General features: G+C 44.1%; 16 protein-coding genes and 1 pseudogene. 10 read left to right on the plus strand and 7 right to left on the minus strand.

Annotation, left to right across the window (positions count from 1 at the left end):
* A partial coding sequence (locus tag P7J58_RS06525) for a G5 domain-containing protein (protein WP_408572571.1) occupies positions 1–903 on the plus strand: 903 nt, incomplete at its 5' end.
* A 71-nt stretch (positions 904–974) separates the two neighbouring features.
* On the opposite strand, the gene P7J58_RS06530 is transcribed toward P7J58_RS06525, so the two are convergent.
* Positions 975–3,242 carry a Xaa-Pro dipeptidyl-peptidase gene (locus tag P7J58_RS06530; protein WP_408555933.1) on the minus strand — a complete coding sequence of 756 codons (2,268 nt, stop codon included), beginning with the start codon at positions 3,240–3,242 and terminating at the stop codon, positions 975–977.
* A 181-nt stretch (positions 3,243–3,423) separates the two neighbouring features.
* Between P7J58_RS06530 and P7J58_RS06535 the strand changes: the two genes are divergently transcribed.
* Positions 3,424–4,158, plus strand: coding sequence for a CppA N-terminal domain-containing protein (locus P7J58_RS06535; RefSeq protein ID WP_044759172.1), 735 nt, complete (start codon positions 3,424–3,426; stop codon positions 4,156–4,158).
* Positions 4,155–5,102, plus strand: a complete 948-nt coding sequence (locus P7J58_RS06540; RefSeq protein WP_099876477.1) for a serine hydrolase domain-containing protein — start codon at positions 4,155–4,157, stop codon at positions 5,100–5,102. The genes P7J58_RS06535 and P7J58_RS06540 overlap by 4 nt, the downstream gene beginning before the upstream one ends.
* Positions 5,103–5,184: 82 nt before the next feature.
* Here P7J58_RS06540 and pflB read toward each other — a convergent pair whose 3' ends face one another.
* Positions 5,185–7,530, minus strand: a complete 2,346-nt coding sequence (gene pflB, locus P7J58_RS06545; RefSeq protein WP_024376804.1) for a formate C-acetyltransferase — start codon at positions 7,528–7,530, stop codon at positions 5,185–5,187.
* A gap of 278 nt (positions 7,531–7,808) precedes the next feature.
* On the opposite strand from pflB, the gene P7J58_RS06550 reads away from it, so the two are divergent.
* The 5 genes from P7J58_RS06550 to P7J58_RS06570 all read left to right on the plus strand — a co-directional run bounded on the left by P7J58_RS06550 (position 7,809) and on the right by P7J58_RS06570 (position 17,439).
* Entirely contained in the window at positions 7,809–13,850 is a 6,042-nt protein-coding gene (locus P7J58_RS06550) for an endo-alpha-N-acetylgalactosaminidase family protein (protein ID WP_408555932.1), read from the plus strand.
* Between the two features lie 318 nt (positions 13,851–14,168).
* The gene (gene dinB, locus P7J58_RS06555) at positions 14,169–15,263 is read left to right on the plus strand and encodes a DNA polymerase IV (RefSeq protein WP_408555931.1); all 1,095 of its coding nucleotides are present in this window, start codon (positions 14,169–14,171) and stop codon (positions 15,261–15,263) included.
* Complete coding sequence (locus P7J58_RS06560; RefSeq protein WP_408555930.1) at positions 15,247–15,666, plus strand: Rrf2 family transcriptional regulator; 420 nt, start codon at positions 15,247–15,249, stop codon at positions 15,664–15,666. The genes dinB and P7J58_RS06560 overlap by 17 nt, the downstream gene beginning before the upstream one ends.
* Before the next feature lie 125 nt (positions 15,667–15,791).
* Positions 15,792–16,421, plus strand: coding sequence for an NAD(P)-dependent oxidoreductase (locus P7J58_RS06565; protein WP_408555929.1), 630 nt, complete (start codon positions 15,792–15,794; stop codon positions 16,419–16,421).
* 97 nt (positions 16,422–16,518) lie between these two features.
* Positions 16,519–17,439, plus strand: a complete 921-nt coding sequence (locus tag P7J58_RS06570) for a 1-phosphofructokinase family hexose kinase (RefSeq protein WP_029943654.1) — start codon at positions 16,519–16,521, stop codon at positions 17,437–17,439.
* Here P7J58_RS06570 and P7J58_RS06575 read toward each other — a convergent pair.
* Positions 17,425–17,667: pseudogene (locus P7J58_RS06575) on the minus strand (transposase); the annotation flags it as partial. The gene P7J58_RS06570 and the pseudogene P7J58_RS06575 overlap by 15 nt on opposite strands.
* Between P7J58_RS06575 and P7J58_RS06580 the strand changes: the two are divergent.
* Both P7J58_RS06580 and P7J58_RS06585 read left to right on the plus strand, forming a co-directional pair.
* Positions 17,660–17,953, plus strand: coding sequence for an LPXTG cell wall anchor domain-containing protein (locus P7J58_RS06580; RefSeq protein WP_408565579.1), 294 nt, complete (start codon positions 17,660–17,662; stop codon positions 17,951–17,953). The pseudogene P7J58_RS06575 and the gene P7J58_RS06580 overlap by 8 nt on opposite strands.
* Before the next feature lie 273 nt (positions 17,954–18,226).
* A complete protein-coding gene (locus tag P7J58_RS06585; RefSeq protein ID WP_172010299.1) occupies positions 18,227–19,255 on the plus strand; it encodes an LPXTG cell wall anchor domain-containing protein in 1,029 nt (342 codons plus the stop codon).
* Positions 19,256–19,673: 418 nt separating this feature from the next.
* On the opposite strand, the gene P7J58_RS06590 is transcribed toward P7J58_RS06585, so the two are convergent.
* From P7J58_RS06590 to rnhC, 4 genes are all read right to left on the minus strand, one after another.
* A complete protein-coding gene (locus P7J58_RS06590; protein WP_408555927.1) occupies positions 19,674–20,369 on the minus strand; it encodes a hypothetical protein in 696 nt (231 codons plus the stop codon).
* A gap of 105 nt (positions 20,370–20,474) precedes the next feature.
* Positions 20,475–22,967, minus strand: coding sequence for an ATP-dependent RecD-like DNA helicase (locus P7J58_RS06595; RefSeq protein WP_408555926.1), 2,493 nt, complete (start codon positions 22,965–22,967; stop codon positions 20,475–20,477).
* 525 nt (positions 22,968–23,492) lie between these two features.
* On the minus strand, positions 23,493–24,125 hold the full coding sequence (gene lepB, locus P7J58_RS06600) for a signal peptidase I (RefSeq protein ID WP_099876373.1): 633 nt from the start codon (positions 24,123–24,125) through the stop codon (positions 23,493–23,495).
* A gap of 13 nt (positions 24,126–24,138) precedes the next feature.
* The gene (rnhC, locus tag P7J58_RS06605) at positions 24,139–25,029 is read right to left on the minus strand and encodes a ribonuclease HIII (protein ID WP_099876375.1); all 891 of its coding nucleotides are present in this window, start codon (positions 25,027–25,029) and stop codon (positions 24,139–24,141) included.
* Between the last annotated feature and the right edge of the window lie 250 nt (positions 25,030–25,279).

The following is a 25,279-nucleotide window of genomic DNA, read 5'->3' on the forward strand; positions in this document are numbered from 1 at the left end:
GTTCCAGCTCCAACTCCAGCACCGGAAACTCCAATGGACGAGCCGAAAATGGACGAACCAAAAGCGGAAATGCCAGCACCGGCACCGAAAGAGGAGGAAGTTCCGGCCCCAGCTCCAATGCCGGAGGCTCCAAAAGAGGAAGAAACTCCAGCTCCAACTCCAATGCCAGAGGCTCCAAAAGAGGAAGAGGTTCCAGCTCCAACTCCAGCACCGGAAACTCCAATGGACGAGCCGAAAATGGACGAACCAAAAGCGGAAATGCCAGCGCCGGCACCGAAAGAGGAGGAAGTTCCGGTCCCAGCTCCAATGCCAGAGGCTAAGCAACCAGAAATGGAGCAACCGAAAGCAGAAGACATGCCGAAGGAGGAAATGCCAAAGGCTGAGCAACCAAAAGCGGAAGACTCTGCACCTAAGACAGCAGTTCCAGAAGTCGCGCCAAAAACAGCGGAAAAACCAAAGCTAGACTTCACAACAAAAGAACGCAAGGTAGAAGAAGCTCTCCCTATCAAAGAAGAAATCAGATATGATGCAAGCCTAGCGCTTGGCAAATCATACCTTCTTCAAGAAGGAAAAGCAGGTAAAAAAGTATCTGTTTATCAAGATGTCATAGTTGATGGTAAAGTTGTCGCAACCAACCTATTATCAGAGACTGTTGTTGAAGGTCAAAACCGTATCCTTGTAAAAGGTAGCTTGGAAATGAAGAAAGAAGAAGTAAAAACAACTCCTTCAGTACAATCAAATCCGGCAATGAGTCATAAAGGCGCACCTTCTGCAAACAAAGCAACCCTACCTGCAACAGGTGAACAACGCAATAACCTAGCCTTAGTAGGCCTTGGTTTAGCTGGAATTAGCTTGGCAGTAGTCGCTACAGCTATAAACAAAAAATCTAAAGATCAGATCTAAACCATTATGAAACAGCAACAAAGAGGCCGGGCGGAAACGCCAAGCCTCTTTTTAGAGCTGAAAATCAAATATTAGTGCGGTAAAATTAACTGTGATTGACTTAAATCAAGGTGGATTTGCCATTGAGAATTATCCCGAACAGTGCATTCAAAGTCGGTGGTGTAGAGAATCAGCTCCAAGACATCGCCTTTTTTCAACTGATAAATGGTCGGCTGCAGTTTCCAGGTTAGATTCACCCATTGGTCTGGCACCACTTCCTCGACAGTCAGCAGGTCGGTGCGGTTTTGCAGGTTCATAAAGCCCTTGGTCACCAAGCGTTGCGGCATCTCCACATAAGGCAACTCCACCAGATTTTCTTGGGCATGGTAACGGCCGTTGTCCAAGCTCAATCTTGTTTTCGGTGTTGGGATTGGGGCTAGGCGTTTTTTATTTCCCTTGTCCAATAGCTGAGCAGATAAGAGGCCTTTGGTTACACTAGAAGCTACACGGAGTTTCAGCGTGACCTGTCCGTTGAGCAGGAGGTCCTTCGTTACAGGCAGCTCGATGCTGACTTGGTTGGCCTTGCCTGCATAGAGGTCTTGGTGGAAGGCAGGGTAAGATTTGCCGTAGCGGTCAAAATCTTCTTGGGCATACTGATTGGCAATGGTCTGGCTTCCAGTTCCCAGTGGCAAGACAGCCTCTTGTCCACCGCCAAAGGTGTCCAAGGTCGTCCAAGTTTGCTCACCGCTGTTGTCCTGCCAGATGACCGTTGGCAGTTGGTAGTTGTTCTCGTAGCCCAGCAGTTTTTGACTGAGCAGGGCGTTCATGGACTCACGGAAATCAATAGACTGCCAGTTGTTCATGTAAATATGGGCACCGTTGTGGAAGAAGAGGTGCTTTTTGATGTGGCTTGGCAGGGCATGGAACATATTCCAGACATGGATTGGCTTGACATTCCAGTCCTGTGAGCCGTGGGTAAAGACCACCTCGCACTTGACCTTGTCAGCGTGGAGCAGGTAGTTGCGGTCATGCCAAGACTGGTTGTAGTCACCGCTGGTGCGGTCCAGGACAGATCGTTCTGCTGCCAGTCCTTTTTCGTAAGTTTCTTTATTGCGGAGGAAGTCGCCTGCTTGCAGGCTTTTCGAGTAGGTCAGGGCGGTCAAGCTGTCTAAATCTTCGCCTGGATAGCCGCCAGGGCTGGTCACCAGCCCGTTTTCACGGTAGTAGTCATACCAAGAGGAAATCCCCGCTTCTGCGATGACGACTTCCAATCCGTCCACGCCAGTTGTTGCCAAGGCATTGGACATGGTGCCGAGATAAGAAAGTCCCGTCGTCGCTACCTTACCATTGGCCCAATCAGCCTTGACCTCAATCGAGCGAGTATGGTCTGTGTAGGCCTTGGTGCGGCCGTTCAGCCAGTCAATCACCGCTTTGTAGCCCTCCACCTGCTGGTAGTCGCCAGATGTCATGTAGCCCGTCGAGCCCAGCGTGCCGACACCAGACACATGAAGGCTGGCAAAGCCGCGAGAGAGGAAGTAGTCATTGAGGGAGTATGAAGTCATATGGCCCAGTTTTTCGGTGGCAGGGCTGACAGGCAGGTCCCGCTGGTCCAAGTCTAGCTTGGTGATGCTAGTCTGCTTGACCTCGATGGTGCCAGCTGGTTTTTCCGCCAACTCCCCTTCCATCTTGTGCAGGGCCTTGTCACTAGCTACATCGTTAACACCCTGATGATAGGGACTGTTTGTAATCACCGCAGGTATTTTCCCGTCAAAGTGCGGACGGAGAATGGATAGCTTAACAATATCTGTCTGCCCAGTCCCAGCCGTATCGACAGGTGTTTCGACATAGACCACCTCTCGAATAAGGTTTTTGGTTGAAAAGGTCGCTAGCGATTTGCCGTTGAAGAAGTGGTAGCGATTGTCTTCTGGGATTAGGTCATCGCTGACCAGCTGGTCAATCAAGGTATTTCCAGACTTGGTCCGAGTATTGAGGAGCTGATAGAGGTTGTCAATGATGTCCCCATAGACAATCGGAAATTGGCTAGCCTTGCGGAATTCTTCCACATCTGTGTAGTCCACACCAGGTACAAAGCCCAGCAACTGAAAGGCGACTTGATAGAAAATCAGGTCAGTCAGCTCATGGTCAGACTGGAAGAAGGTCAGCAGGTCTGTATCCCAATCCGCAATCATGTTGGACAGGGCAAAGTCGGTGTTGGCTGTCAGGAAATGGCACTTTCTGACAAAGGTTTCTAAATTTGTCTTACTACTTGCATTAGGAATCAGTTGAAATCCTAGAGCATCAAGCTCTTGCAAGTAGATGGAGGTCTCTTTTTTTATAAAAGAAAATTGATTAAAGCGCATAAATTCTCCTCTTTTTTAGGATAATAGTCTATAATAGCTATTATATCTGATAAGCTAGTGTTTGTCTAAAAATTATCCGTATATATAAAAATATTAATGTATAAAACGACGATACAATTAGTTGTAAAATGACGAAATTTTTAATACAATATTGTAGAATGACTGAGGAGTGAAATGTATCGTGTTGAGAAAAAATGATGCTATAGTCCCTGTTTTACGTATTAATAATAGGGCTATTAACCAAGGATTTTTAGAAAAAAATCTAGGAATGAAGACCAAGCTAGAAGATGGTCCTTTTGCTGATTTTGGAGATAGAACAAGTCCAGAAACGAAGCTTGTTTTGACAGAATCTCCTGGTAATCGCACCCGTGCTGTCGAAGGGCTTAAAAAACTGAATAAAATTGTGATAAAAGTAGACAGTGCCTCTGAAATTGAAGCTTTACTGGCGCAAGGGTCACAGTATAGTAAGCTCTACCAAGGAAAAAATGGCTATGGTTTTGAAGCTCTTTCGCCAGAAGGAGACACCTTTCTTTTACATGCAGAAGCATCTGTTGATGACCTAAAAGCAATCCTTCCACCTGTTCCATTTAAGGTGCAGGATGACTTTTCTGGTCTGACCGCTTTTACAGTAGAGTCTGTCTGGATTAATACCCCACAAGCTAGTATTAGCCAAGACTATTATGAGGCAATCCTACCTCAACAAGCCTTTTTGCGTTTTGTTGGAGCAGAAGGTAAGGATTTATTAACTCCTGCAGAACAAGTTTGGGATTTAGAAGGCTTGCGTTTTCCCGTCGAGCAGGACTTTGATTGGGCGCATTTGGAAAGCCAGTTAGAGGGTCCGTTCTTTAAAGATAAAAAAGCAAGCTTTATTCAAACGGTTGACCCAAGTGGTATTGAATTGTGGTTCGAAAAATGAGACAAGTAATTTTAGACAAGATTTCAGAGCAGATTGTAGCAGGAGTCTATCCTGGTGCCAGTCTGGCTCTTTTTTCTAAGGGGCAGTGGCTGGAGTACTATCTGGGGACTCAGGATGGGCATACGCCAGTTGAGGCGGGTTTGACCTATGATTTGGCGTCTGTTTCCAAGGTGGTTGGTGTGGGGACTCTTGCGACTTTTTTGGTTAATAGCGGAGCTTTGGAGCTCGATAGGACCTTGCAGTCTTATTATCCTGCTTTTGCGGATAGTCAGGTCACCCTTCGGCAATTATTGACCCATACTAGTGGTATCGATCCCTTCATTCCCAATCGGGATAGTCTGGATGCCGACCAGCTCAAGGAAGCGATTTTGAAGATTACCGTAACGGATAGGAAAGATTTCCTCTACACAGACATTAATTTTCTCTTACTGGGCTTTTTGTTGGAGGAACTGGGTAGAGACAGTCTGGACCAGCTGATCAGTCGAGACGTTCTAGAGCCCTTTGGCATGTCTCAAACCTCCTTTGGACCAGTCAGTCAGGCGGTACCGACGGTACGTGGCGTCAAAGCGGGTCTGGTACATGACCCCAAGGCGCGTGTCTTGGGTGTTCACGCGGGTAGTGCAGGTCTCTTTTCGACGGTCAAGGATCTGGAAATCTTTTTGGAGCGCTATCTGACGGCTGACTTTGCGGCAGATTTGACCCAGGACTATGGCTTTGATGACAAGCGCAAGCGGTCGTTGGCCTGGGATAAGAAAGGGGACTGGTTGTCGCACACAGGCTATACGGGGACCTTTATCATGTACAATCGTCCCTTGCAGAAAGCTGCGATTTTTCTCTCGAATCGTACTTTTGACAAGGATGAGCGGGCCCAGTGGAAGCTGGATCGAAACCAGGTCATGGTCTTGATTCGTCAGGTCTTGGAGGAAGAAGAGGCTGTTGACTAATAACTATCCTTCCGCAACACTCAGTAGATTTTTCGACATAGTAAAAGGACCTGCATGTGCAAGTCCTTTTGTGTTTGCTTGATTAAGCTTGACCTGAAACCTCAGCAGCGTGGTCGTCCATTGAAAGAACTTCGTGGAAGACACGTTGAGTCAATTCAGTTTTTTGCTCTTTAGTGAGGTATTTAGTGTTTACGCAGTATCCAGAGATACGAACGATAACATCTTCACCTGCCATAATCTTGTCATAAACATCGTTCAAGTCCATAACGTTCAAGTTGACGTGCTGACCACCTTGCTCGAAGTATCCGTCAAGGATTGTCACCAAGTTGTTCACTTGCTCATCGAAGGTCTTACCAAGAGCTTTTGGTGAAACCTGAGTTGTCAATGAGATACCGTCGTTGGCATGTTTGAAGTTGAGTTTAGAAAGAGTATTCAAGTTTTGCAACCAACCACCACGAGATTTAGAAGTTGGGTTAGCACCTGGTGGGAAGAATTCCACTTTAGAAGTGTTAACGGAACCATCTTCGTTGAGGAATACACCGCGGTGAACTGGTGAGTTAGCTGTTTGTTTAGAGTAAGCAACGTTTGAAGTGATTGTCAAGATAGACACAGTTGCTTCAGCATTCTTGTACAATTTGTGCTTGTTCAAGCGAGAGAAGAATGCTTCCATGAGCCATTTCGCAATGTCATCTACACGGTCGTCGTCTTCACCATAACGTGGGAAGTCGCCAGTTACTTCGTAATCGTAGATGAAGCCATCTTCGTCACGGATTGGTTTTACTTGTGCGTACTTGATAGCAGACAATGAGTCAACAGTATTTGCAAAGCCACAGATACCGAAGCCCATGTTTGCACGAAGGTGAGTTGGCAAGAAGGCCATTTGAACTGCTTCATAGTTGTACTTGTCAGTCATGTAGTGGATGATGTTCATCGCGTCTACATATGTATCAGTCAACCAGTCGAGGGCTTTTTCAAAGTTGGCAATAACTTGATCGTAGTCAAAGATTTCAGAAGTATTTGGTTCAACACCATCGAACACTTTGTAATCTTTGTGAACATCGTCGTAGCCGTTGTTCCAGCTTGAAAGAAGAGCTTTAAGAACGTTAACACGAGCACCGAAGTACTGAATGTTGTGGCGTTGGTCTTCGCTTTCTGGATCAAGTGGAGATACACAGCAAGAGATACATGACATTTCGCCATAACCATCTTTCGCCATTGTTGTCACACCTTCGTATTGGATAGAAGAGTGTTTGTGGCTCATTGCCATACAGTAGCGACGGAATGAATATGGAAGTTGGTCTGACCAAAGAACTGTTAAGTTTGGTTCTGGAGAGTTACCGATGTTGTCAAGTGTGTTCAAGAAACGGTAGTCCATTTTCGTAACACGGTGACGACCATCGTTACCCATACCTGCCATAGATGTTGTCAAGAATGTTGGGTCACCAGAGTAGATTTCGTCGAAGGCTTTTGTACGAGCGAATTTCACTGTACGAAGTTTCAATACGAAGTCATCAACAAATTCTTGGATTTCAGATTCGGTAAATGTACCACGAGCCAAGTCACGTTCTGCGTAGATGTCAAGAACGATTGGCACACGACCTAGAGAAGTAGCGGCACCGTTGATAACACGGCAGACTGCCATGAAGGCAATGTTTGTCCATTGGATTGCTTCTTTGGTGTTCATCGCAGGTTTGCGAACATCAACACCATAGTGATCACCTAAGCGTACAACTTGTTGCAATGCTTGGTATTGAAGGTTGATTTCTTCGCGAAGGCGGATTGATTCTTCATCAATTTCAGTAATCGCATTCCAGTCAGCTACTTTTTCTTCCATCAAGTAGTCTGCTCCGTAAAGAGCCAAACGAGCGTACATACCGATGATACGGCCACGTGAGTAAGCATCTGGAAGACCAGAAACGTGGTGTGAGTGGCGAGCACGGCGGATGTCAGCAGTGTAAGCACGGAAGATACCATCGTTTACAGTTGTAGCGTGTTTTGTATAGATTTCATGAAGGAGTGGGTCTGGAGTATAGCCGTTTTCGATAAGCGTTGTTTCAGCCATACGAATACCACCACGTGGCATGAAATTGAGTTTGAAGAGCTCATCGTTTTGGATACCGAAGATGAGTTCGTTCTCTTTATCGATAAAACCTGCTGGAATATCAGCGATAGAAGTAGCACGATCTACGTCCATTGGGAAGCGAGTGTCTTCGTAGCCAGCCTTGGTTTCTTCGATGATTTTTTTGATATGAAGTGAACGCTCAGTTGGGCCTGCGAGGAAGCTTTCATCTCCATCGTATGGAGTGTAGTTGGCTTGAACGAAGCGTGTTACACTTGCCTTATCTTGCCAATCTGTACCTTTAAAGCCTTCCCAGGCTTGGGCGAAAATGTCTTCAGCAACATTTTTTGTTTTAACTTTTGTTGACATGAGGGTTCTCCTTTAAGATATTGTTACTTTTCACATATTTTAGTATATCATATGTAAGCACTTTCTTCAAGACAAAACACTGAAAAATAAATTGGAATTTTTTCCAAGTAGTGGAATATAAATCCAATAATCCAGTCATCGGTCTCTCAAGTCATCATTATATTAAAATATTCAACAACAGTCAAATATAATGGATTGATATATTGACAAAGAAAGCGCTATCATGTAGAATGTATGTGTATATTATATTAATAACAAAAGATAAAAGGAGGCAGACGATGAGAGCTTACTCTAAGGAATTATTTTCTAAGAAGAATAGATATTCAATTAGAAAATTGACAGTAGGTGCGGCGTCAGTTATCGTAGGAATTTCTCTATTTTCAGGTGGAACAGTATTGGCAGAGGGAACAGCACTTGCCGATACTCCTGTTGAGACGATAGAAAACAATGATGTTAGCAATACAAATGAAGGAGTTGTGGATCAAGATAGCTCCCAAACAGACGAGGTAGTTGCTACGGATATAGAAGCTGCGCGGACGGAATTGAATTTTGCCCAGTCAGAATCTCAAGAAGCCGTTGCGGAATGGACTCCAACTTCTACACCGGCTGGTACAGTTGAGGTGGTTGAAGAAGAAGGAATTCGTTACAACCGCTTGTCCTCTGTTGCAGGTCAGGACAATTCGACAAATATTGGAACATTTGAAAATTCTGACTTGAAGATGAATGCAGATGGCAGTGCGGAGGTATCATTGTCATTTGTAGAACGTTCTGAACCAGAAAAGGCTCGATTTGGTGTTTATCTCAATCATACTGATCAAAATAAACATGTCCTAGTTGGATATGATAAAGGTGGTTGGTTCTGGGAGTACAAGTCTCCAAGCGGAAGCACATGGTACCAAGGGCAACGGGTACCTGCTCCTGAAAGAAATGTTCTCTATGAATTAAGTGTTAACCTGACATCTACTGGGGAAATTTCTGCATCTATTATTTCAGATTCCATGACTGAAGCTCAGGAATTATTTGCTGCCAAGCAAATTCCTGAAGCAGCTTGGAATGACTTGAAGAATACACGCTCAGCAAAATTAAAAGTAACTAGCCGTGATGCTGACCGTACAGTGGTAGATATTGTTGCTAAAAACCAAGAAGGAGTTTCAGAAACTGCTAGCCAGCCAATAACGAATGCCACAACTGGTACAGGAGAGACGAATACACCTACGCCAACACCGACTGATATCCAACCAGACTGGAGATCTACTTCAGCTATCAAAGGAACAGTTGCCATTAAGGAAGAAGGTGGAGTTCGTTACAATGCACTTTCTTCAACGACACAAAACAATAATGGAGATAGCATTGCCGTCTTTGAAAAAGCTGGATTGGAAGGTAGTCTAGAAGGCAATGTCAATCTAAACTTGGAGTTTGTAGAGCGTTCTGAAAACAACCAAGGCCGTTTTGGAGTCTTTGTCAAATACAAAGATGTTAACAACTTCCTCTTTGTTGGATATGATAATTTAGGATGGTTCTGGGAGTACAAGGTTAACGGTACAGGAAATTGGCTACGTGAACGGACAGTCACTACATCTCCTGTAAAAGATAGTAAAAATACTCTATCGATTTCATACAAATCAGATGGGCAGTTGAATGCTACAAACAATGATGTACAGTTGTTTGACACACTAAACTTGGAAACAGCTGTGAAAGAAGCCTTGTCAGCTGAAAAACGAGTTGCTTTGAAATTAGGTACATTTGGTCAGCAATTAACCAAGGTTGATATAAAAGCAGATGACCAAACAGGTGTGACCCCTGCAGATGAAAAAGAAGAAACACCTACAACAGCTTTTGTGGTCAATGATGCGGCAGTTGCCTATGATGAACTCAATTCGGGTGAATTAACTGCCAAGATTGACCGGGCCTTCCCACGTGTTAGAGAATATACTTTCAACGGGAACAAGGTATTTGGACAGGTTCATTCCCTCAATTCACTACGCATCAACAATGTGAAAGTGACGCCAACCGTTACCTATAACAAAGTTGACGACAAGACCGCTCACTATGTTTTGGATGTTGTGGATGAAGCTAACAAAATCAACGCTTCTATCAAAGTTCAAATCAAGGTAGAAGGTAAAGAACTTCACTTTGATGTTTTGGAAGTTAATAACCGCAACCAAGTGACCTATGGAGCAGAGATTGATGATGTTGCCAAGTTGATCCAAACCATTGCTTTTGATGAAAATAATTTGGTTTCAGTCGCTAGCCATCAAACCGATGCAAAATTTGATGGAAGTCGCATGTCGACCCACACCCATCGCACAGGTGATGAGCATATTCAATTGCAAGATGGTGTGAATTACCAACGTCAAGGGTACATGTATGGCTTTGTTTCAACAGATCAATTTGCGGCAGCAGTTTGGAGTAATTCACAAAATAGCTATGGTGGTGGTGCAAGTGACTTTACACGCTTGACAACAAATAGCCACCGATATACTGTTGATGGTGAAACTGGTGTTCATCTAGGAATTGCTTCCTCTCCATGGAGATGGGAGGGAGCCCACAACGGTGTCGTTTATCCAGAATATACTCTCGAATTGCCAAGTGCAAAAGTAGTTTTTGCAGCTGATGCAAACAATGATAATAAGGTAGACTGGCAAGACAGTGCTATTGCTTACCGTCAAATTATGAACAATCCAAAAGGGCATGAATATGTACCGGAACTGGTAGCTTACCGTATTGCCATGAACTTTGGATCACAGGCTCAAAACCCATTCTTGATGACCTTGGATGGTATTAAGAAAATTGCCCTTCATACAGATGGCTTGGGACAAAGTGTTCTTCTTAAAGGGTATGGTAGTGAAGGTCATGACTCTGGTCACTTGAACTATGCAGATATTGGTAAACGTATCGGTGGCACAGAAGACTTTAAGACTTTGATTGAAAAATCGCAACCATATGGCGCAAAATTAGGTATTCACGTTAACGCATCTGAAACCTATCCAGAATCCCAATACTTCTCTGAAGAGATTCTTCGTCGTCAGGCAAATGGTGACTACGCCTATGGTTGGAACTGGATTGATCAAGGTATCAACATCAGTGGTCATTATGATTTGGCTCACAACCGTTTGAAACGTTGGGAAGATTTGAAGAAAGAACTGGGTGACGGATTAGACTTTATCTATGTCGATGTGTGGGGTAATGGTCAGTCTGGTGGCGAAAATGCTTGGGAAACTCATGTTCTTGCCAAAGAAATCAATATGCAAGGTTGGAGAAATGCCTTTGAATGGGGTTATGCAGGTGAGTATGACTCGACCTTCCAACACTGGGCAGCAGACTTAACCTATGGTGGCTTTACTCTGAAAGGTATCAACTCTAATATCGCCCGCTTCATTCGTAACCACCAAAAAGATTCATGGGTTGGTGATTATCCTGCATATGGTGGTGCTGCAAACTATCCACTGCTTGGCGGCTACGATATGAAAGATTTCGAAGGATGGCAAGGACGTAGTGACTATAATGGTTACATTACCAACTTGTTTGCCAACAACCTGATGACCAAGTATATCCAACACTTCCAAGTAACCAACTGGAAGAATGGTGACCCTGTTCGTATGACGGACAACGGTGAAACCTATACTTGGACGCCAGAGATGGAAATCACTTTGAAAGACAAGTCTGACAATACCTTGGTCTTGACCCGTAAGTCAAATGATGTTAACAATGCTGGCTATCGCCAACGTACAGTAACCTTGAATGGTCGTACGATTCAAGATGGAGCAGCTTACTTGGTGCCTTGGAACTGGGATGCGAATGGTAATGACCTGACTAGTGACAAACACAAAATGTACTACTTCAACGAAGAAGCAGGTGCCACAACTTGGACCCTTCCTTCAGATTGGACTGGTAACAAGGTTTACCTCTACAAACTTACTGAGCTTGGTAAGACAGATGTTCAAGAATTGGCAGTAACAAATGGTCAAATTACCATTCAAGCTGATGCAAATGCGCCGTATGTTCTATATAAATCTCCGCAGACAAATCCAGAGATGTCCTGGAGCGACGGCATGCATATCTATGACCAAGGCTTTAACTCAGGTAAGCTGGACCATTGGACAATTGATGGTGATACTAGCAAGGCTACTTTGGTCAAATCCCAAGGTGCCAACGATATGCTCCGTATCCAAGGCAATACATCCAAAGTTAGTCTCAGTCAAAAATTGACAGGTCTGAAACCAAATACCAGCTATGCAGCTTATGTAGGGGTAGACAACCGCAGTACAGCAAAAGCTAGCATTACAGTCAATACAGGCAGTTCAGAAGTTACAAACTATACAAATGAGTCTATTGCTCTGAACTACGTTAAAGCCTATGCTCATAATACATTGCAACAAAACGCAACGGTTGATAATACAAGTTACTTCCAAAACATGTATGTATTCTTCACAACTGGAGACAATGTGGATAATGTACACTTGACCCTATCTCGCGATGCAGATGCTGCAGCAACCTATTTTGATGAAATTCGTATCTTTGAAAATGACTCAACGATGTTTGCAGGAGGTCACAATACAACTGCTGGTACCTTCAAGCAAAACTTTGAGAGTGTTCCGCAAGGTATTTTCCCATTTGTTATCGGTGGTATTGAACGAGTTGAGGACAACCGTACCCACCTTGCAGAAAAACATGCTCCATATACTCAGCGTGGCTGGAATGGCAAGAAAGTGGACGATGTCATTGAAGGCACTTGGTCACTCAAGACAAATGGTCTGACAGCTCGCAATAGCATTGTTTACCAAACTATTCCACAAAACTTCCGCTTTGAAGCTGGCAAGGCCTATCGTGTGAGCTTTGACTATGAAGCAGGTTCCAATGGAACTTATGCCTTTGCAATCGGTGAAGGTCGCTACAATGACGATGCCGGTAGCCTAACGCTGAATCCATTGAACAATTCATGGGAAGGTAGTGATAAGGCTAAGAAAGCAAGCTTCTTAGTTACAGGTGCAGAGTCTGGCAATACTTGGGTTGGTATCTTCTCAACTCGCCGTGGTGGTGATACCAAGGGAGATACTAGTGGAAACGCCAACTTCCGAGGCTACAATGACTTTATGCTGGATAATCTGGTGATCGAAGAAGTTACCTTGACTGGTCACTTGTTGACAACGGATTACTATAACTTGAATACTCCAGTCTTGAATGAAAACTATACTCAAGCAAGTTTGGCACCGTACAAAGAAGCTTTGTTAGCAGTGTCTGCAGCTCCTGAGGATATTAGTATCGAAGACGCTCGTACCTTGATTGCTACTGCCAATACAGCCCGTCAAAATCTTCAAGTGAAGAAAACAGCGATCACAAACGAAGATATTGGCTTGGCTCAGGCTAGTGCTCAACAAGGTGAAGAAATAGCTAAAGCCTTTGACGGCAATCCGTCTACTATCTGGCACACACCATGGAATGGCCGTCATATTAATGAGCCAGCGACAGTTAACCTTCGTAGACCAGTAGACATTCAACGCTTTGAATATGTGCCAAGACAATCAGGCCGCAACGGTATCTTGAAAGCATTGACATTGGTAATTACTGATGATCAAAACGTGGAACATACCTTTACTGGTGCGGATTGGCCAGCAACAAGTGCTACTAAGACAATTGATTTCGGTAAGACAATTAAGGCTAAGAAGATTGTGATTACAGGTACTGCCTCATACGGTGATACTGCAGATCAATTCATGTCCGCTGCAGAATTCCGCTTCTTGACCCCTGTTCAAGAAGAGGCAACACTTGATAAGGCACCTTATGAAGCAGCCCTTGCGGCCGCACGTTCAGCAGGTAAGACAGCTCTTGTCAAAGAAGTGGAAGACTTTATGGCTTCTGTCGAAGCTGCAAATCTTTTGACAGCAAATATCTTAGATGCTACAGTTGCTCGCTTGAATGCTAGTGAAATACCATCAAATCCAGGCGCTGTTGAGCAACCAGTTGATGAGCCAGTCAAACAGGATGAGGACATTGTCACTGCTAAAGGTGAAAGCACCAAAGCAGATCCTCTTCCGTTAGGGGAATTGCCACCGCTTGTGATTGCAAAAGGTGATAGTGTTAAAGCAGAACCATTACCTGCTTTCGATGGAGGCTTAGTTCCTAACTATGCTCCTACAGCAGCTGCTCTTCCAAGTATTGATCCTGTAAACTTGGCGAAAGAAGCTGCTAGTCCAAAACCAGCAAAAGCTACTTCAGCTACTTTACCGCAAACAGGTGAAACAACTGAACAAGGCTTGCTCCTAGCAGCTGGTTTAGTAGGTCTAATGGCTATGGTGGCTCGAAGAAGACGATTTGAGTAGTCATTTCAGAATAAAATAATTAGCTTGTTCTCCAAATACATTAGAGGTAGGTATCGGACCTGCCTCTTTTGTATTGTTTATCGAACCTTTTCACAACCTTATAGCAAAATGGAATTAGAGACAGGACACGTCTAAGTTTATACATTTGAAAATTCTACTATCTAAAAATGCGAAGTAGTGGTGCTCTATCTGCATATGCGTCGCCTAGTCTGATTTTGATTTTCATTGAGTACTATTTGCCCGTCAATGTTCGCTTTATGAAAAAATTTGTTAGATAGGCTATAATATGTCTAGTAGTAAGGAGCAGAAAGGAGCACCATGTTAATATTTCCCCTAATCAATGATTTATCTAGAAAAATTATTCATGTAGATATGGATGCTTTTTTTGCTGCCATTGAGGTCAGGGATAATCCTGCTTTGAAGGGCAAACCCGTTATCATTGGGGCTGACCCAAGACTATCTGGCGGTAGAGGAGTGGTATCTACCTGTAATTATGAGGCGCGTGCCTTTGGGATTCACTCGGCTATGTCCTCAAAAGAAGCCTATGAACGTTGTCCGCAGGCGATTTTCATTTCTGGCAATTATGAAAAATATCAGGAAGTTGGGCGACAGGTTCGAGAAATTTTCCATCGCTATACTGATTTGGTGGAGCCTATGTCCATCGATGAGGCTTACTTGGATGTAACAGAAAATAAGCTTGGAATTGGCTCAGCGGTCAAAATCGCTAAACTCATTCAATACGACATCTGGAATGAACTCCATTTGACAGCTTCCGCAGGTGTTTCCTACAATAAATTTTTGGCAAAAATTGCCTCGGATATGGAAAAACCGCATGGGCTGACCCTGATTTTGCCTGAGGATGCTGTTGGTATTCTCGCCTCCCTGCCTGTTGAAAAATTTCACGGTGTGGGGAAGAAGACGGTGGAACGCCTGCATGAGATGGGGGTCTACACGGGGCAAGATTTGCTAGATGTACCAGAAATGGCCTTGATAGATTGCTTTGGGCGCTTTGGTTATGATTTGTATCGGAAGGCCAGAGGCATTTCAAATAGTCCTGTCAAAACCAATCGGGTACGAAAGTCTATCGGTAAGGAAAGAACCTACCGCAAGCTCCTTTATCGAGATGAAGATGTCTTGAAGGAGCTAGTCAGCCTCTGTCAACGAGTGGCCGCCAGCTTGGAGCGAAATGAGAAACAAGGGCGAACCATTGTTCTGAAAATCCGCTATGGAGATTTTTCAACCCTGACTAAGCGACATAGTTTGGAAGAACCGACCAATCAAGCTCAAGTAATAGAGAAAGAAATCCGTCAGCTTTTTGAAGAAGTTGGACAGGCTGAGAAAGGTGTACGCTTGCTAGGAGTGACCGTTACCAATTTTATGGAAGGAGAAAGTAGAATTGCAAATTTCGAGTAGATTTACCATTGCTAGTCATATCTTGGTCTTGCTAGCCTTGGAGGGAGAAAAGGAAAAACAGACCAGTACCAGTATTGCAGGCAGTGTAGGGGTTAATCCTGTCATCATCCGCAATATTCTGTCCCAGTTGAAAGAGGCTGGTTTGGTTCAGGTGGCACGCGGTGTAGGTGGGGCACGTTTGGCCCAAGCACCAGATAAAATTACCCTCCTTCATATCTATCAGGCTGTAGAGTTATTTGGAGAAAAGGGGAAACTTTTTGGTTTTCATGAACAACCCAATCCAGCCTGTCAGGTCGGCCGCAATATTCATCCCCTGCTAGATAGCCGTTTGGAAAATGCCCAGTCGGCTCTGGAAAAAGAGTTGGGACAAACAACCATTGCTGATTTATTGGCAGAATTATAGGTATTTAATCATCCTCGTGATGATTTTTTAAATTTTTGAGTTGTAACTATTGACATTACAACAAACATGATATAAACTAAGTATTGTAAAAAATAACATTACAACAAAACAAGTGAGGTATCAATATGAAAATTGCTATTATTGCAGCGAATGGTCAAGCAGGTCAAACTATTACCAAGGAAGCAGTAGAACGTGGTCATCAGGTGACGGCTATTGTCCGTTCTGAAAACAAGAGCGTAGCCCAAGAAGTAATCCAAAAGGATGCTTTTGCTCTTACCAAAGAAGATTTGGCAGGCTTTGATGTAGTAGTCAATGCTTTTGGTGCTTGGACACCAGAAACCTTGCCGGATCACGCTCGTCTTGCTGAGCATCTAGCGACCATCCTTGCTGGTAGTCCAACTCGTCTTTTAGTAGTTGGTGGTGCAGGCAGTCTTTATTTAGACGAGAGCCAGACAGCTATGCTGAAAGATACACCAGATTTCCCTGCGGAATACCTGCCAATCGCTGAGGCTATGGGTGCTGGTCTAGACCTCTATCGTCAGGCGACAGCAGTTAACTGGACCTACATCAGCCCAGCAGCCGATTTTGATGCAGAAGGTCAAAAAGCAGGTGCCTACACTTTGGCTGGCGAGGTTTTCCAAGTCAATGCCCAAGGTGAAAGCTATATTAGTTATGCCGACTATGCTGTGGCTTTGGTTGACATTGCGGAAAAAGGTGGCTACCAGCAAGAACGAATTTCGGTTTTTGCATCATAAAATAGTAGAAAAGATAGTTCCCATCGTGGAATTATCTTTTTTATTTTTTTGATTTATATAGTATAATAATATGTACAAAAGAAAAAAGGAGTTCCCTATGATTCACTTAATTTGTCCCAATCCAGCCCTAGATCGCACGCTTCTTGTTGAAAAGATTGAAAAGAACATTCCCCTCCGTCCGTCGGAAGTCAGGGATTATCCTGGTGGAAAGAGTTTCAATGTAGCCTATGCACTTCGAGAAAATGGAGTGACAGACTACACTATCCATACCATTTTAGGTGGGCAGATTGGTCGCTATATTCAGGAGCTTAATGCTGATGGTGGAAATGCCCTATGCGTGGTTGAAAATAATCAGAACACAAGAACCTGCAATATTTACGTAGAAACTAGCACAGGCGATGTAGTACTATTTTATGAAAAAGGTTTTGAACTAACAGAGGATCTGCTTGACCAATTTACCCAGCAGATTGAAAATAGCCTGCAAGCTGGCGACATCCTAGTCTTTTCAGGCAGTCTCATGAAGGGCATGCCGGATGATTATATTCAGCGATTTATTGAAAAATACCCAGAGGTACTAACCATAGTTGATACCAGTGGACCAGCTTTACGTGCGGCTTATCAAGCTAGACCGGCCCTTATCAAAATCAATAATGAAGAGCTGAAAGATATTTATCCAGATCTGGATGAAGAAAGTCCAGCGGACATTTTGCGGATACTAAAAGAAGTAACGCCGCATGAGAATATCATTATTACCATGGGAGGCAAGGGGAGTCTAGCTAAGATTGGTCAGCGCTTCTTCCGTATCCAGTCGCCTAGGAAAGAAACACGCAATCCGATTGCCGCAGGGGATTTCTACCTGGGCTTGCTAGTCAAGGGAATCAGTCAAGGTCAGGCCCCAGAAATCTTTTTGAAAGAAGCGGCGGCCTTTGCGACAGCCAATTGTTTGAATTATTTTCCAGAGGTTGAAGCAGAGCAGTTTGCAGAGATAGCGGGTAAAGTTGTTCTAGAGCAGGTTTAAAAATATTTCCTCAGTTCGTCTCATGGCCATCACTTTCCAATCGTTATGTTCTTCAGCCCCTGCCATGTTTTGTCGAAATGGCGTCCATAGATGGTAACCTTCTTGTTCTAAGTCCTTCTTGAGTTCACTGCTCAGGTAGCCTAAATCACCTAAGATAACCGATTGCTTACACCCCTCTAATAGCTCATAAACCACCTTGATATCATGGACAGAGGCTGGCGTGACAACAGACCTTCCAACAAGCGAAGGTGCTGTAGAAACAGCTAAAGGTACAGGTGTAACTGCAACATTGCCAGCTTTGGAAACTGTCAGAGGTGAAAGCTTTAAGGCAGCAGCTTTGCCAACAATTGACCCTGCAACAGTTAAAGCAACTGAAACAAAAGCAGCAGAGAAGAAAACAACTTCAACAGCATCAGAAAAACTTCCAGAAACTGGTGAAGTGATGACAGTTCTTTCGCTTGTAGGTCGTCTAGGTCTTCTTGGCTCAGCAGCCTTGCTCAAGAAAAGAAAATAATCTACATACAAAAAGGACCTAAATGGTCCTTTTTGTTTCCCTTTATTTTCAGAAAAACAAGAAGGATTTTGCGACAATTTTCAAAAAATTACATAAAGAAAATGATAAAAAATACAATAAAAAACTTGACAAAAATATCGGGGGGGGGGGGGGTATAATAACTGTAATCATTGCATTTATAGGGTGATGGTTAGGATAAGAGCCACGGATAATGGTGAAACATTATCTCAGCTTTATTTCAAATGTAGATTATATATAAGGGAAGGTGACATTATGTCAACAAAGAAAACATATCTTTTGAGAAAAACCTCTATTGGTTTGGTATCATTGGCAGCTCTTGCGGTTGTAGGAACAACTGTATCAGCTAATGAGATTGGTGTAGCAACTGCACATGGTACAGGTGCTTATGCAGATCCAATCCCAACTTTCAATATCAATACAGGTGAATTGACAGCAAAAGGTAGCAGCGTATTGAACTCTGACTACAAACCAGCCTTGGATCCAAGTACGGTGGACATCACAAAACATGGCGAGGGTGTGACTGCGGAACTTCCAGAAGTAGCACTTGGTTTTGACAATGGTGAGCCATATGTTTATGCGCACGGTACAGGTGTGACTGCATCAGTAGAATTGCCAGCCTTGGACCCAAGTACTGTAGATATCACAAAACATGGTGAGGGCCTTACCGCACCAACATTAAATGAAGTAGCGGTTGCCTTGGATGAAAATGGTTTGTATTTTACAAACACACCAGTTGAGGCTCCAACAGCAGAAGCGCTTCCAGAAGTGCAAGTAGGTGGTAAAGATGGAGAATTCTATCTTTATGCTAAGGGTGAAGGTGCGACAGTAGAGCTTCCAACAATTGACCCTGCAACACTTGGTGCTCCTATTGAAACAGCTAAGGGCGAGAGTGTAACAGCACCAGCTCTTCCAGTAGCTGAGTTGCCAGCTTTGGAAACAGCTAAAGGTGAAAGTGTAACAGCTGAAGAATTACCAACTGTAGAAGTTGCTAAAGATGAAGCAGGTGAGTATCTCTTCTCTAAAGGTGCTAGTGTAACAGTAGCAGAGCTGCCAGTAATTGACCCAGCAACACTTACAGTTGCACCAGCACCAGCGCCAGTTGTAGCTCCTAAAGTTGAAGCTCCTAAAGCAGAAGTGGCTGCAGCAGTACCAACAGCTAAAGCAGCAACATCATCAGCAAAACTTCCAGAAACAGGAGAAGCATCTACAGCAGTTTATTTTGCTACGGCTCTAGGACTTCTTGGTGCAGCAGCAGTGCTTGCCAAAAAACAAGAAAACTAATCAATCATCAGTAACTAATCACACTTAAGGAGGGTTTCCCCTCCTTATTTTTGTGCAGATGGGAGGATTTGGGAAGGATGATGACACTCTTTGTTCCAAGCCTACCTTAGTCGGTAATACTTTTTGAAATTAAACATATCTGTAGTCAACTTACCTTGCTGAACTCAGGTCGACCCTAGGATCCCATTGATTTTCATTGAGCATAAAATAGCCGATTTCCTCACAAGTGCGCTATTCTTCTAAAGAACAGGTGGCTATTGTTGACTTGCTCCGGTCTTTATTTCTATGGAGAGCGAAATAGAGAACAATAGAAAAAGACAAACACTGTAAATAAGATGTTTGTCTTCTTCTCGGAAAGGTATGCACGAATATTCCTTTAAGTTTGTTAGAGAATAGAGGAGAGGAATAAACCTTTGGGTTACTCGACCTTATCCAAGGTTACAAAAACATTAGGTTCTGATACTAGGTTGTATTTAGCTTCGACAGTAGGATCAGCAGGATTTCCCCACATAACAACCTTGTATTGTCCACCTTCTAGGATAAATCCTGGTGCAATTCTTCCTCCTAATCCAGTCATTCCAGGGAGAAGAGCCGAATATTCCCCCTCTGCCTCGCGGATTAGGTAGTGGTTTGGAGCATATTCAACTAGATCTGTAACTCGGGCTGTGTAGGTATGGATGAGGTGTTCTCCTTCCTCGTTTTCACTAAGTCGAAAATCTTCATAAGTAGTAAAGGTACCGTCTGCGCTGATAGTTACCTCAATATTACGCGCTTGTTGGCTCCTTCCTTGCCATTTTCCAACTAGACTGTCGGGAATAGTGGTAGCTGGTAGGGTTAGGAGCTGAGTGTGAGTCGTTTCGGTACTTAGGACACTTTCTTCGGCTTGAGAGTTCTGAGTTTCCTGGTTTTGTTGACTAGCCTCTGCTGATGAATTGGCTTCAGTTGTAGTTTCTTGGGAACTAGCAGGCTTGGAGGAACTAGTCTGCTTGGTACTTGCTTGGGTCGTTTTACTGGTGGTTGCTTCTGTCTGGCTTTTTTGTTTTTTTGCTGAACAAGCTGTCAATAGACAGGTTACAGAGAGCAACAATACTGAGTAGTTGAATATCTTTTTCATTTGTTCTTACCTCCGCTTATAAACAGAGTATAACAAATAAAAACAAGTTCGTCAACACAAAATTGTAATATTTGTAACATTTTTGTAACAAAAGAAATATTTTTGTTATCTTTTCCTGAAAAACTCTTCAATATCTGCCTGTTCTATGCCAATCATGGGGTCGATAGTTAGCAGGTTGTCTACAGTCAAAATGTATTCTGTGGGTTGGGGACTTGTTTTTTCTGGCTGGTCTTGATCAAGAAGGGAGAGTTGTTGGTTGTTTTCATTGACTACTTTAACCAGTTCTTTTCTGTCTGGCTGTGTAGGGGGCTGGGTTTGTGTGGTTGTAGCTGTTTTGCTTTCGGCTTTTTCAGATAAAGCATCCTTGCTATCCTGCTCTGCCATTTCCCCTTGGAAACGTGGGACCAGATAGGTTTTGCGGACGGTGCCGGCGTTTTTGACGGCGTAGTCGAAGGCGGAGATTTCGCCTAGGAGGATGAGCTTGCTCTTGGAGCGGGTGATGGCGGTGTAGACCAGATTGCGCTGGAGCATGCGGTGGCTGGTGCGCGTGATGGGAAGGATGACGACTTGGAACTCACTGCCCTGGGACTTGTGGATGGACATGGCATAGGCCAAGGTAATCTTGTACCATTCGTTACGGGGATAGGTGACCTCGCTACCGTCGAAGTTGATGGTAATCTCGTCCTGCTTGGAGTCGGTGTACTTGGCAGGCAGGAGGTCAGTAATATAGCCCAAGTCGCCATTGAAGACATTGGCTTCGGCGTCGTTGACTAGATGAATGACCCGGTCGCCTTGGCGGAAGGCGTGCTCGTTATGGAGGAATTCTAACTCTCCCTCTTCCAGTGGATTGAGCAGGGCCTGGGTCATGGTGTTGAGTTGGTCAATACCTGCAGCACCACGGTACATAGGCGCGAGGATCTGTACTTCGTTTGCAGGAATGCCCGACTTGATGGCTGCGCCGACAATGCGCTCAATCAGGGCTGGAATTTGTTCGTTTTGCGCTTCAAAATAGGAGCGGTCAGCCTTTTTTTCGCGGAAATCGCTAGGCAGAGCTCCTTGGCGAATCTGGCTGGCTAGGGTAACAATGGTCGAATCATCGGATTGACGATAGATACGTTCTAGAGTGATGCTGGGTAGCTTGTCAATTTTCAAGAGGTCAGCTAGGACTTGACCGGGACTGACAGAGGGCAATTGCTCGGCATCGCCGACAATCAGAACTTGGGTTTGGGATGAGATGTTTTGGAAGAGTTGATTGGCCAACCAAGTGTCGACCATAGAAAACTCGTCGACGATGATGAAGTCGGCATCCAAATAATCATCACGGTAGGATTCTTCTTGTCCTTCTACCAGACCGAGGTGGCGGTGGATGGTGGCGGAAGGTAGACCTGTCAACTCATTCATTCGTCTGGCTGCTCGTCCAGTTGGAGCGGCAAGAAGGACTGGGCATTCTTCTCGGTTGCGAGTCAGGTCAATCTTATGCAAGATGGCATAGACCGCGATAATACCGTTGATAACCGTTGTTTTTCCAGTCCCTGGTCCGCCTGTCAGAATGAAAAGCGGATTGGTAATGGCTTGGACAATGGCTTCTTTTTGAATGTCATCGTAGGTGAGAGAAGACATGCTTTCCAGCTCTGCTATGGCAGCCTCAACGTCTGTGCGTGGGAAGGGTTTGAAACCATTTTTTCCCATCAGGCGGGTCAGGTTTTTATGGATACCATGTTCGGCAAAGTAGAGGCTGTTATCAAAAATCTTTGTGCCTTCTTGCTGTACCTTGTCGTCTGCAATCAGTCCTGTCAACTCGTGGGCAACTGCGGCAGGATCCAGCTCAGTATGGCGGGATTTTTCCAGCAGTTCAAGGGTTGCTTCCAGCAAGTCTCTGGCCTCCACATAGGTATCGCCTGTTTCCATGGAGCGATGGATGAGGCTAAAGAGCATGCCTGCCCGAAAACGTTGGGGTGAATCACTGGCAATTCCCAGGTTTTCCGCAATCCTATCGGCAATGGTAAAGCCGAGCCCCTGGACATCTTCGACCAGTTGATAGGGATTTTCTTCAATAATCTGAAGTGTTTTTTCTTTATACTGGTCTTGGATTTGAAAGGCCAATTTATTGGGAATACCATACTCAGCTAGTTTTGCCAAGATCAGCTCGGTTCCATAATTGAGGCGGAGTTTTTCGACAAATGCCTGCATGTTCTTGCGGGATAGACCTGTGATTTGGGTTAGTTTTTCAGGTTCAGCTAAAATCTTATCAATGGTATCATCGCCATAGAGCTCCACAATTTTCTCAGCTGTTTTTCGTCCAATCCCTTTGAAATGGTTGCTGGAGAAATACTTGACCAGACCTGTGGAGGTTGGTTTGCTGCGTTCGTAACGCGAAATTTGCAGCTGCTGACCATACTTGGGATGGGTGACCAGATTGCCATAGAAACGATAGTCTTCTCCTTCAATGACATCGGCAATCGTTCCGGTCACAATAATTTCGTAGTCATCATAGTCTGCGTCTGTCTCCTCGATTTCAAGGAGAAGGATTTTATAAAAATTACTAGGATTTTCAAAAATAATCCGGTCAATGGTGCCGGTAAAATACACTTCGTTCATAGAGTTTATTTCCAATAATAATGAAAAGGGAGTGGGAAAGAACTCGCATAGACCAAAAAGAGTTCCCCTCACTTCCAAATATGCAGGTTCGGGCTAAAATAGTCCACTGGACTATTTTACTCCCAACCCGCACAGCTCCAACAGTCAGAGTAGTGACTGTTGGAGGTTGGAAATGAAGCGAACCCGTTCGCATCAGCCATATAGGTCAGATTTTGAGTGTAAAACACGAATTGCTGAGATTTGCTTCGCAAATCTTATCTCCAACCTTTAACAGTCCACTGGACTGTTAAACCCAATCAACCACTGCGCTGGGATGTTGACACGAACTCTGAGAAGTGGTACTGTGCTTTTTGCTCCAAACTTGTTTGTGTTATACTCAATGAAAATCAAAAATAGCCTAGGAAACGAAGCTGATGATAGAACTCTGTTACTGTCTTGTTTCAAGGTAACAGGCTGAAAAGCTCCACCGGAGCTTTTCACTCATCAAGGCTCTTGACAACGGATAGTTTTGATTTTCGAAGAGTATTAATCAACAGTCCCAATACGGTTGAGAGGCCACATGCGAAAGACAACTTCTCCTTTGATGTTTTCACGGGAAAATGTTCCTACACTACGACTATCTAGTGAGACAAGGCGGTCATCTCCCATCAGGTAGTATTGTCCTTCTGGGACTGTCACGGTAAAGTCTACGTAACCATTGGCATCTTGTGTGAAAGCTTCAGCAGATTGGGCCACAGCTTGGAATTGTTTGTTGTAAGAATAGACTTCTTGAAGTTTATCTTTCTGGAATGCAGCGAGATATTCATCTAAGTAAGGCTCGTCCACTTTTTGGTCGTTAACATAGAGGACATCGTTTTCGTAGCGAATGGTGTCACCTGGCATACCAATCACACGTTTGACAATCAGTTTTTCATCGCCACTTTCATCGGTTTCGCTAGCCACGACGATGTCAAATCTGTCAATTGAAGTAGTTTTTAACATAATCAATTTTTCTTGGTGTTGAAGCGTTGGGTCCATAGAATGGCCATCGACAGATACAGGGTTCCAGATAAAGTAACGACTGGCAAAAAAAGCGGCCATAAACAGTAAAAAGATGCCCCACTCAGCTAAGAAGGTGACTAATGGCGATCGTTTTGTTTGCTGTTTTCTTCTTCCCATGATAGTAGTTTCCTCATTTCAATAATTTTTGTGCTTTTTGCGTATTGGCAAAGTGGAGTTTGGCTGTTTGAGAGAGACCTGCCATGCCATAGTCTTTTATGATGCTTGCTGCGACTTGGTCGGATTTACTGCCAGCTCCTGAAGGCAGGCTTCTGCCTACCAATTGACCAAGCTGGACAAGATTTTCTAAAAACATAGCTCTAGCAATAATAGAAGATACTGCCACAGCCAGGTACTTGCCCTCAGCCTTTTCTTCCAGAGTAACCGGATTGGCGAATTGGTTGGCTTCCTTTTTCAAGTATTTTTGATAATTTTGACTGGAAGTGAAGGCGTCAATGACAATCTTCTCAGGCTGGACACCCTTTTGCAAGAGTAGGAAAATAGCCTGATTGTGTAGGGCAACCTTGACAGACACCGCATTGTAGCCTTGCTCGATGACTTCGTTGTATTTTTTCGGTGACAATAGCAGAGCTTGGTGGGGGATTTTCTCTTTTAAGAGAGGGGCGATTTGGCAGATTTTTTGGTCTGTCATTTTTTTGGAATCATCCACACCAAGCGACTTGAGAAAGGCATGGTCTTCTGGGCGGACAAAACTAGCAACGACTGCCAAACCTCCAAAATAAGACCCGTTTCCAACCTCATCGGTACCAATCATGGGCAGGTTTTGACCAGGTACAGTCGTCTGTCCAGAGCTTTCTGGCTCATAGCCCCAGAGCCCTGCTTCCTGCTCTGCCATTTCCCCCTGAAAAACGACTTTTCCAGAAGTGTAGATGGATAAGCTGGCACCGGTCAGTTTGAAAAATGCTTCTATGTAAGGATTTTTGCTGGTCTGCCGATAGCGGTCATAGTGAGTCATCATGGCCTGTTTTTGCTGAGCAGATACCTTTAGTACAACAGTGTTCATCTTCTTATTGTAACACAAATGCTAGTTAGAGTGTGCAGAAAAGGGTGGTTTTTACTATAATAGGAGGAGAAAGTCTAGTGGTAAAAAGTTAATAGAAAGTTGATTAATTTTTAGTTGATTTTTTAGAAAAAAGGGTGCACTAAAAACACCTAGCGAAAAACGCTTTTTTCGCTAGCTTATCCAAGGACTTGTGCCGATAATCACTTATCTTCCATAAGCCTCCTTGGTGGCGTATAGAGTTGGCGGTTGC

It is taken from the genome of Streptococcus suis, from assembly GCF_046032535.1.
Taxonomy (GTDB): Bacteria; Bacillota; Bacilli; order Lactobacillales; family Streptococcaceae; genus Streptococcus; species Streptococcus suis_AK.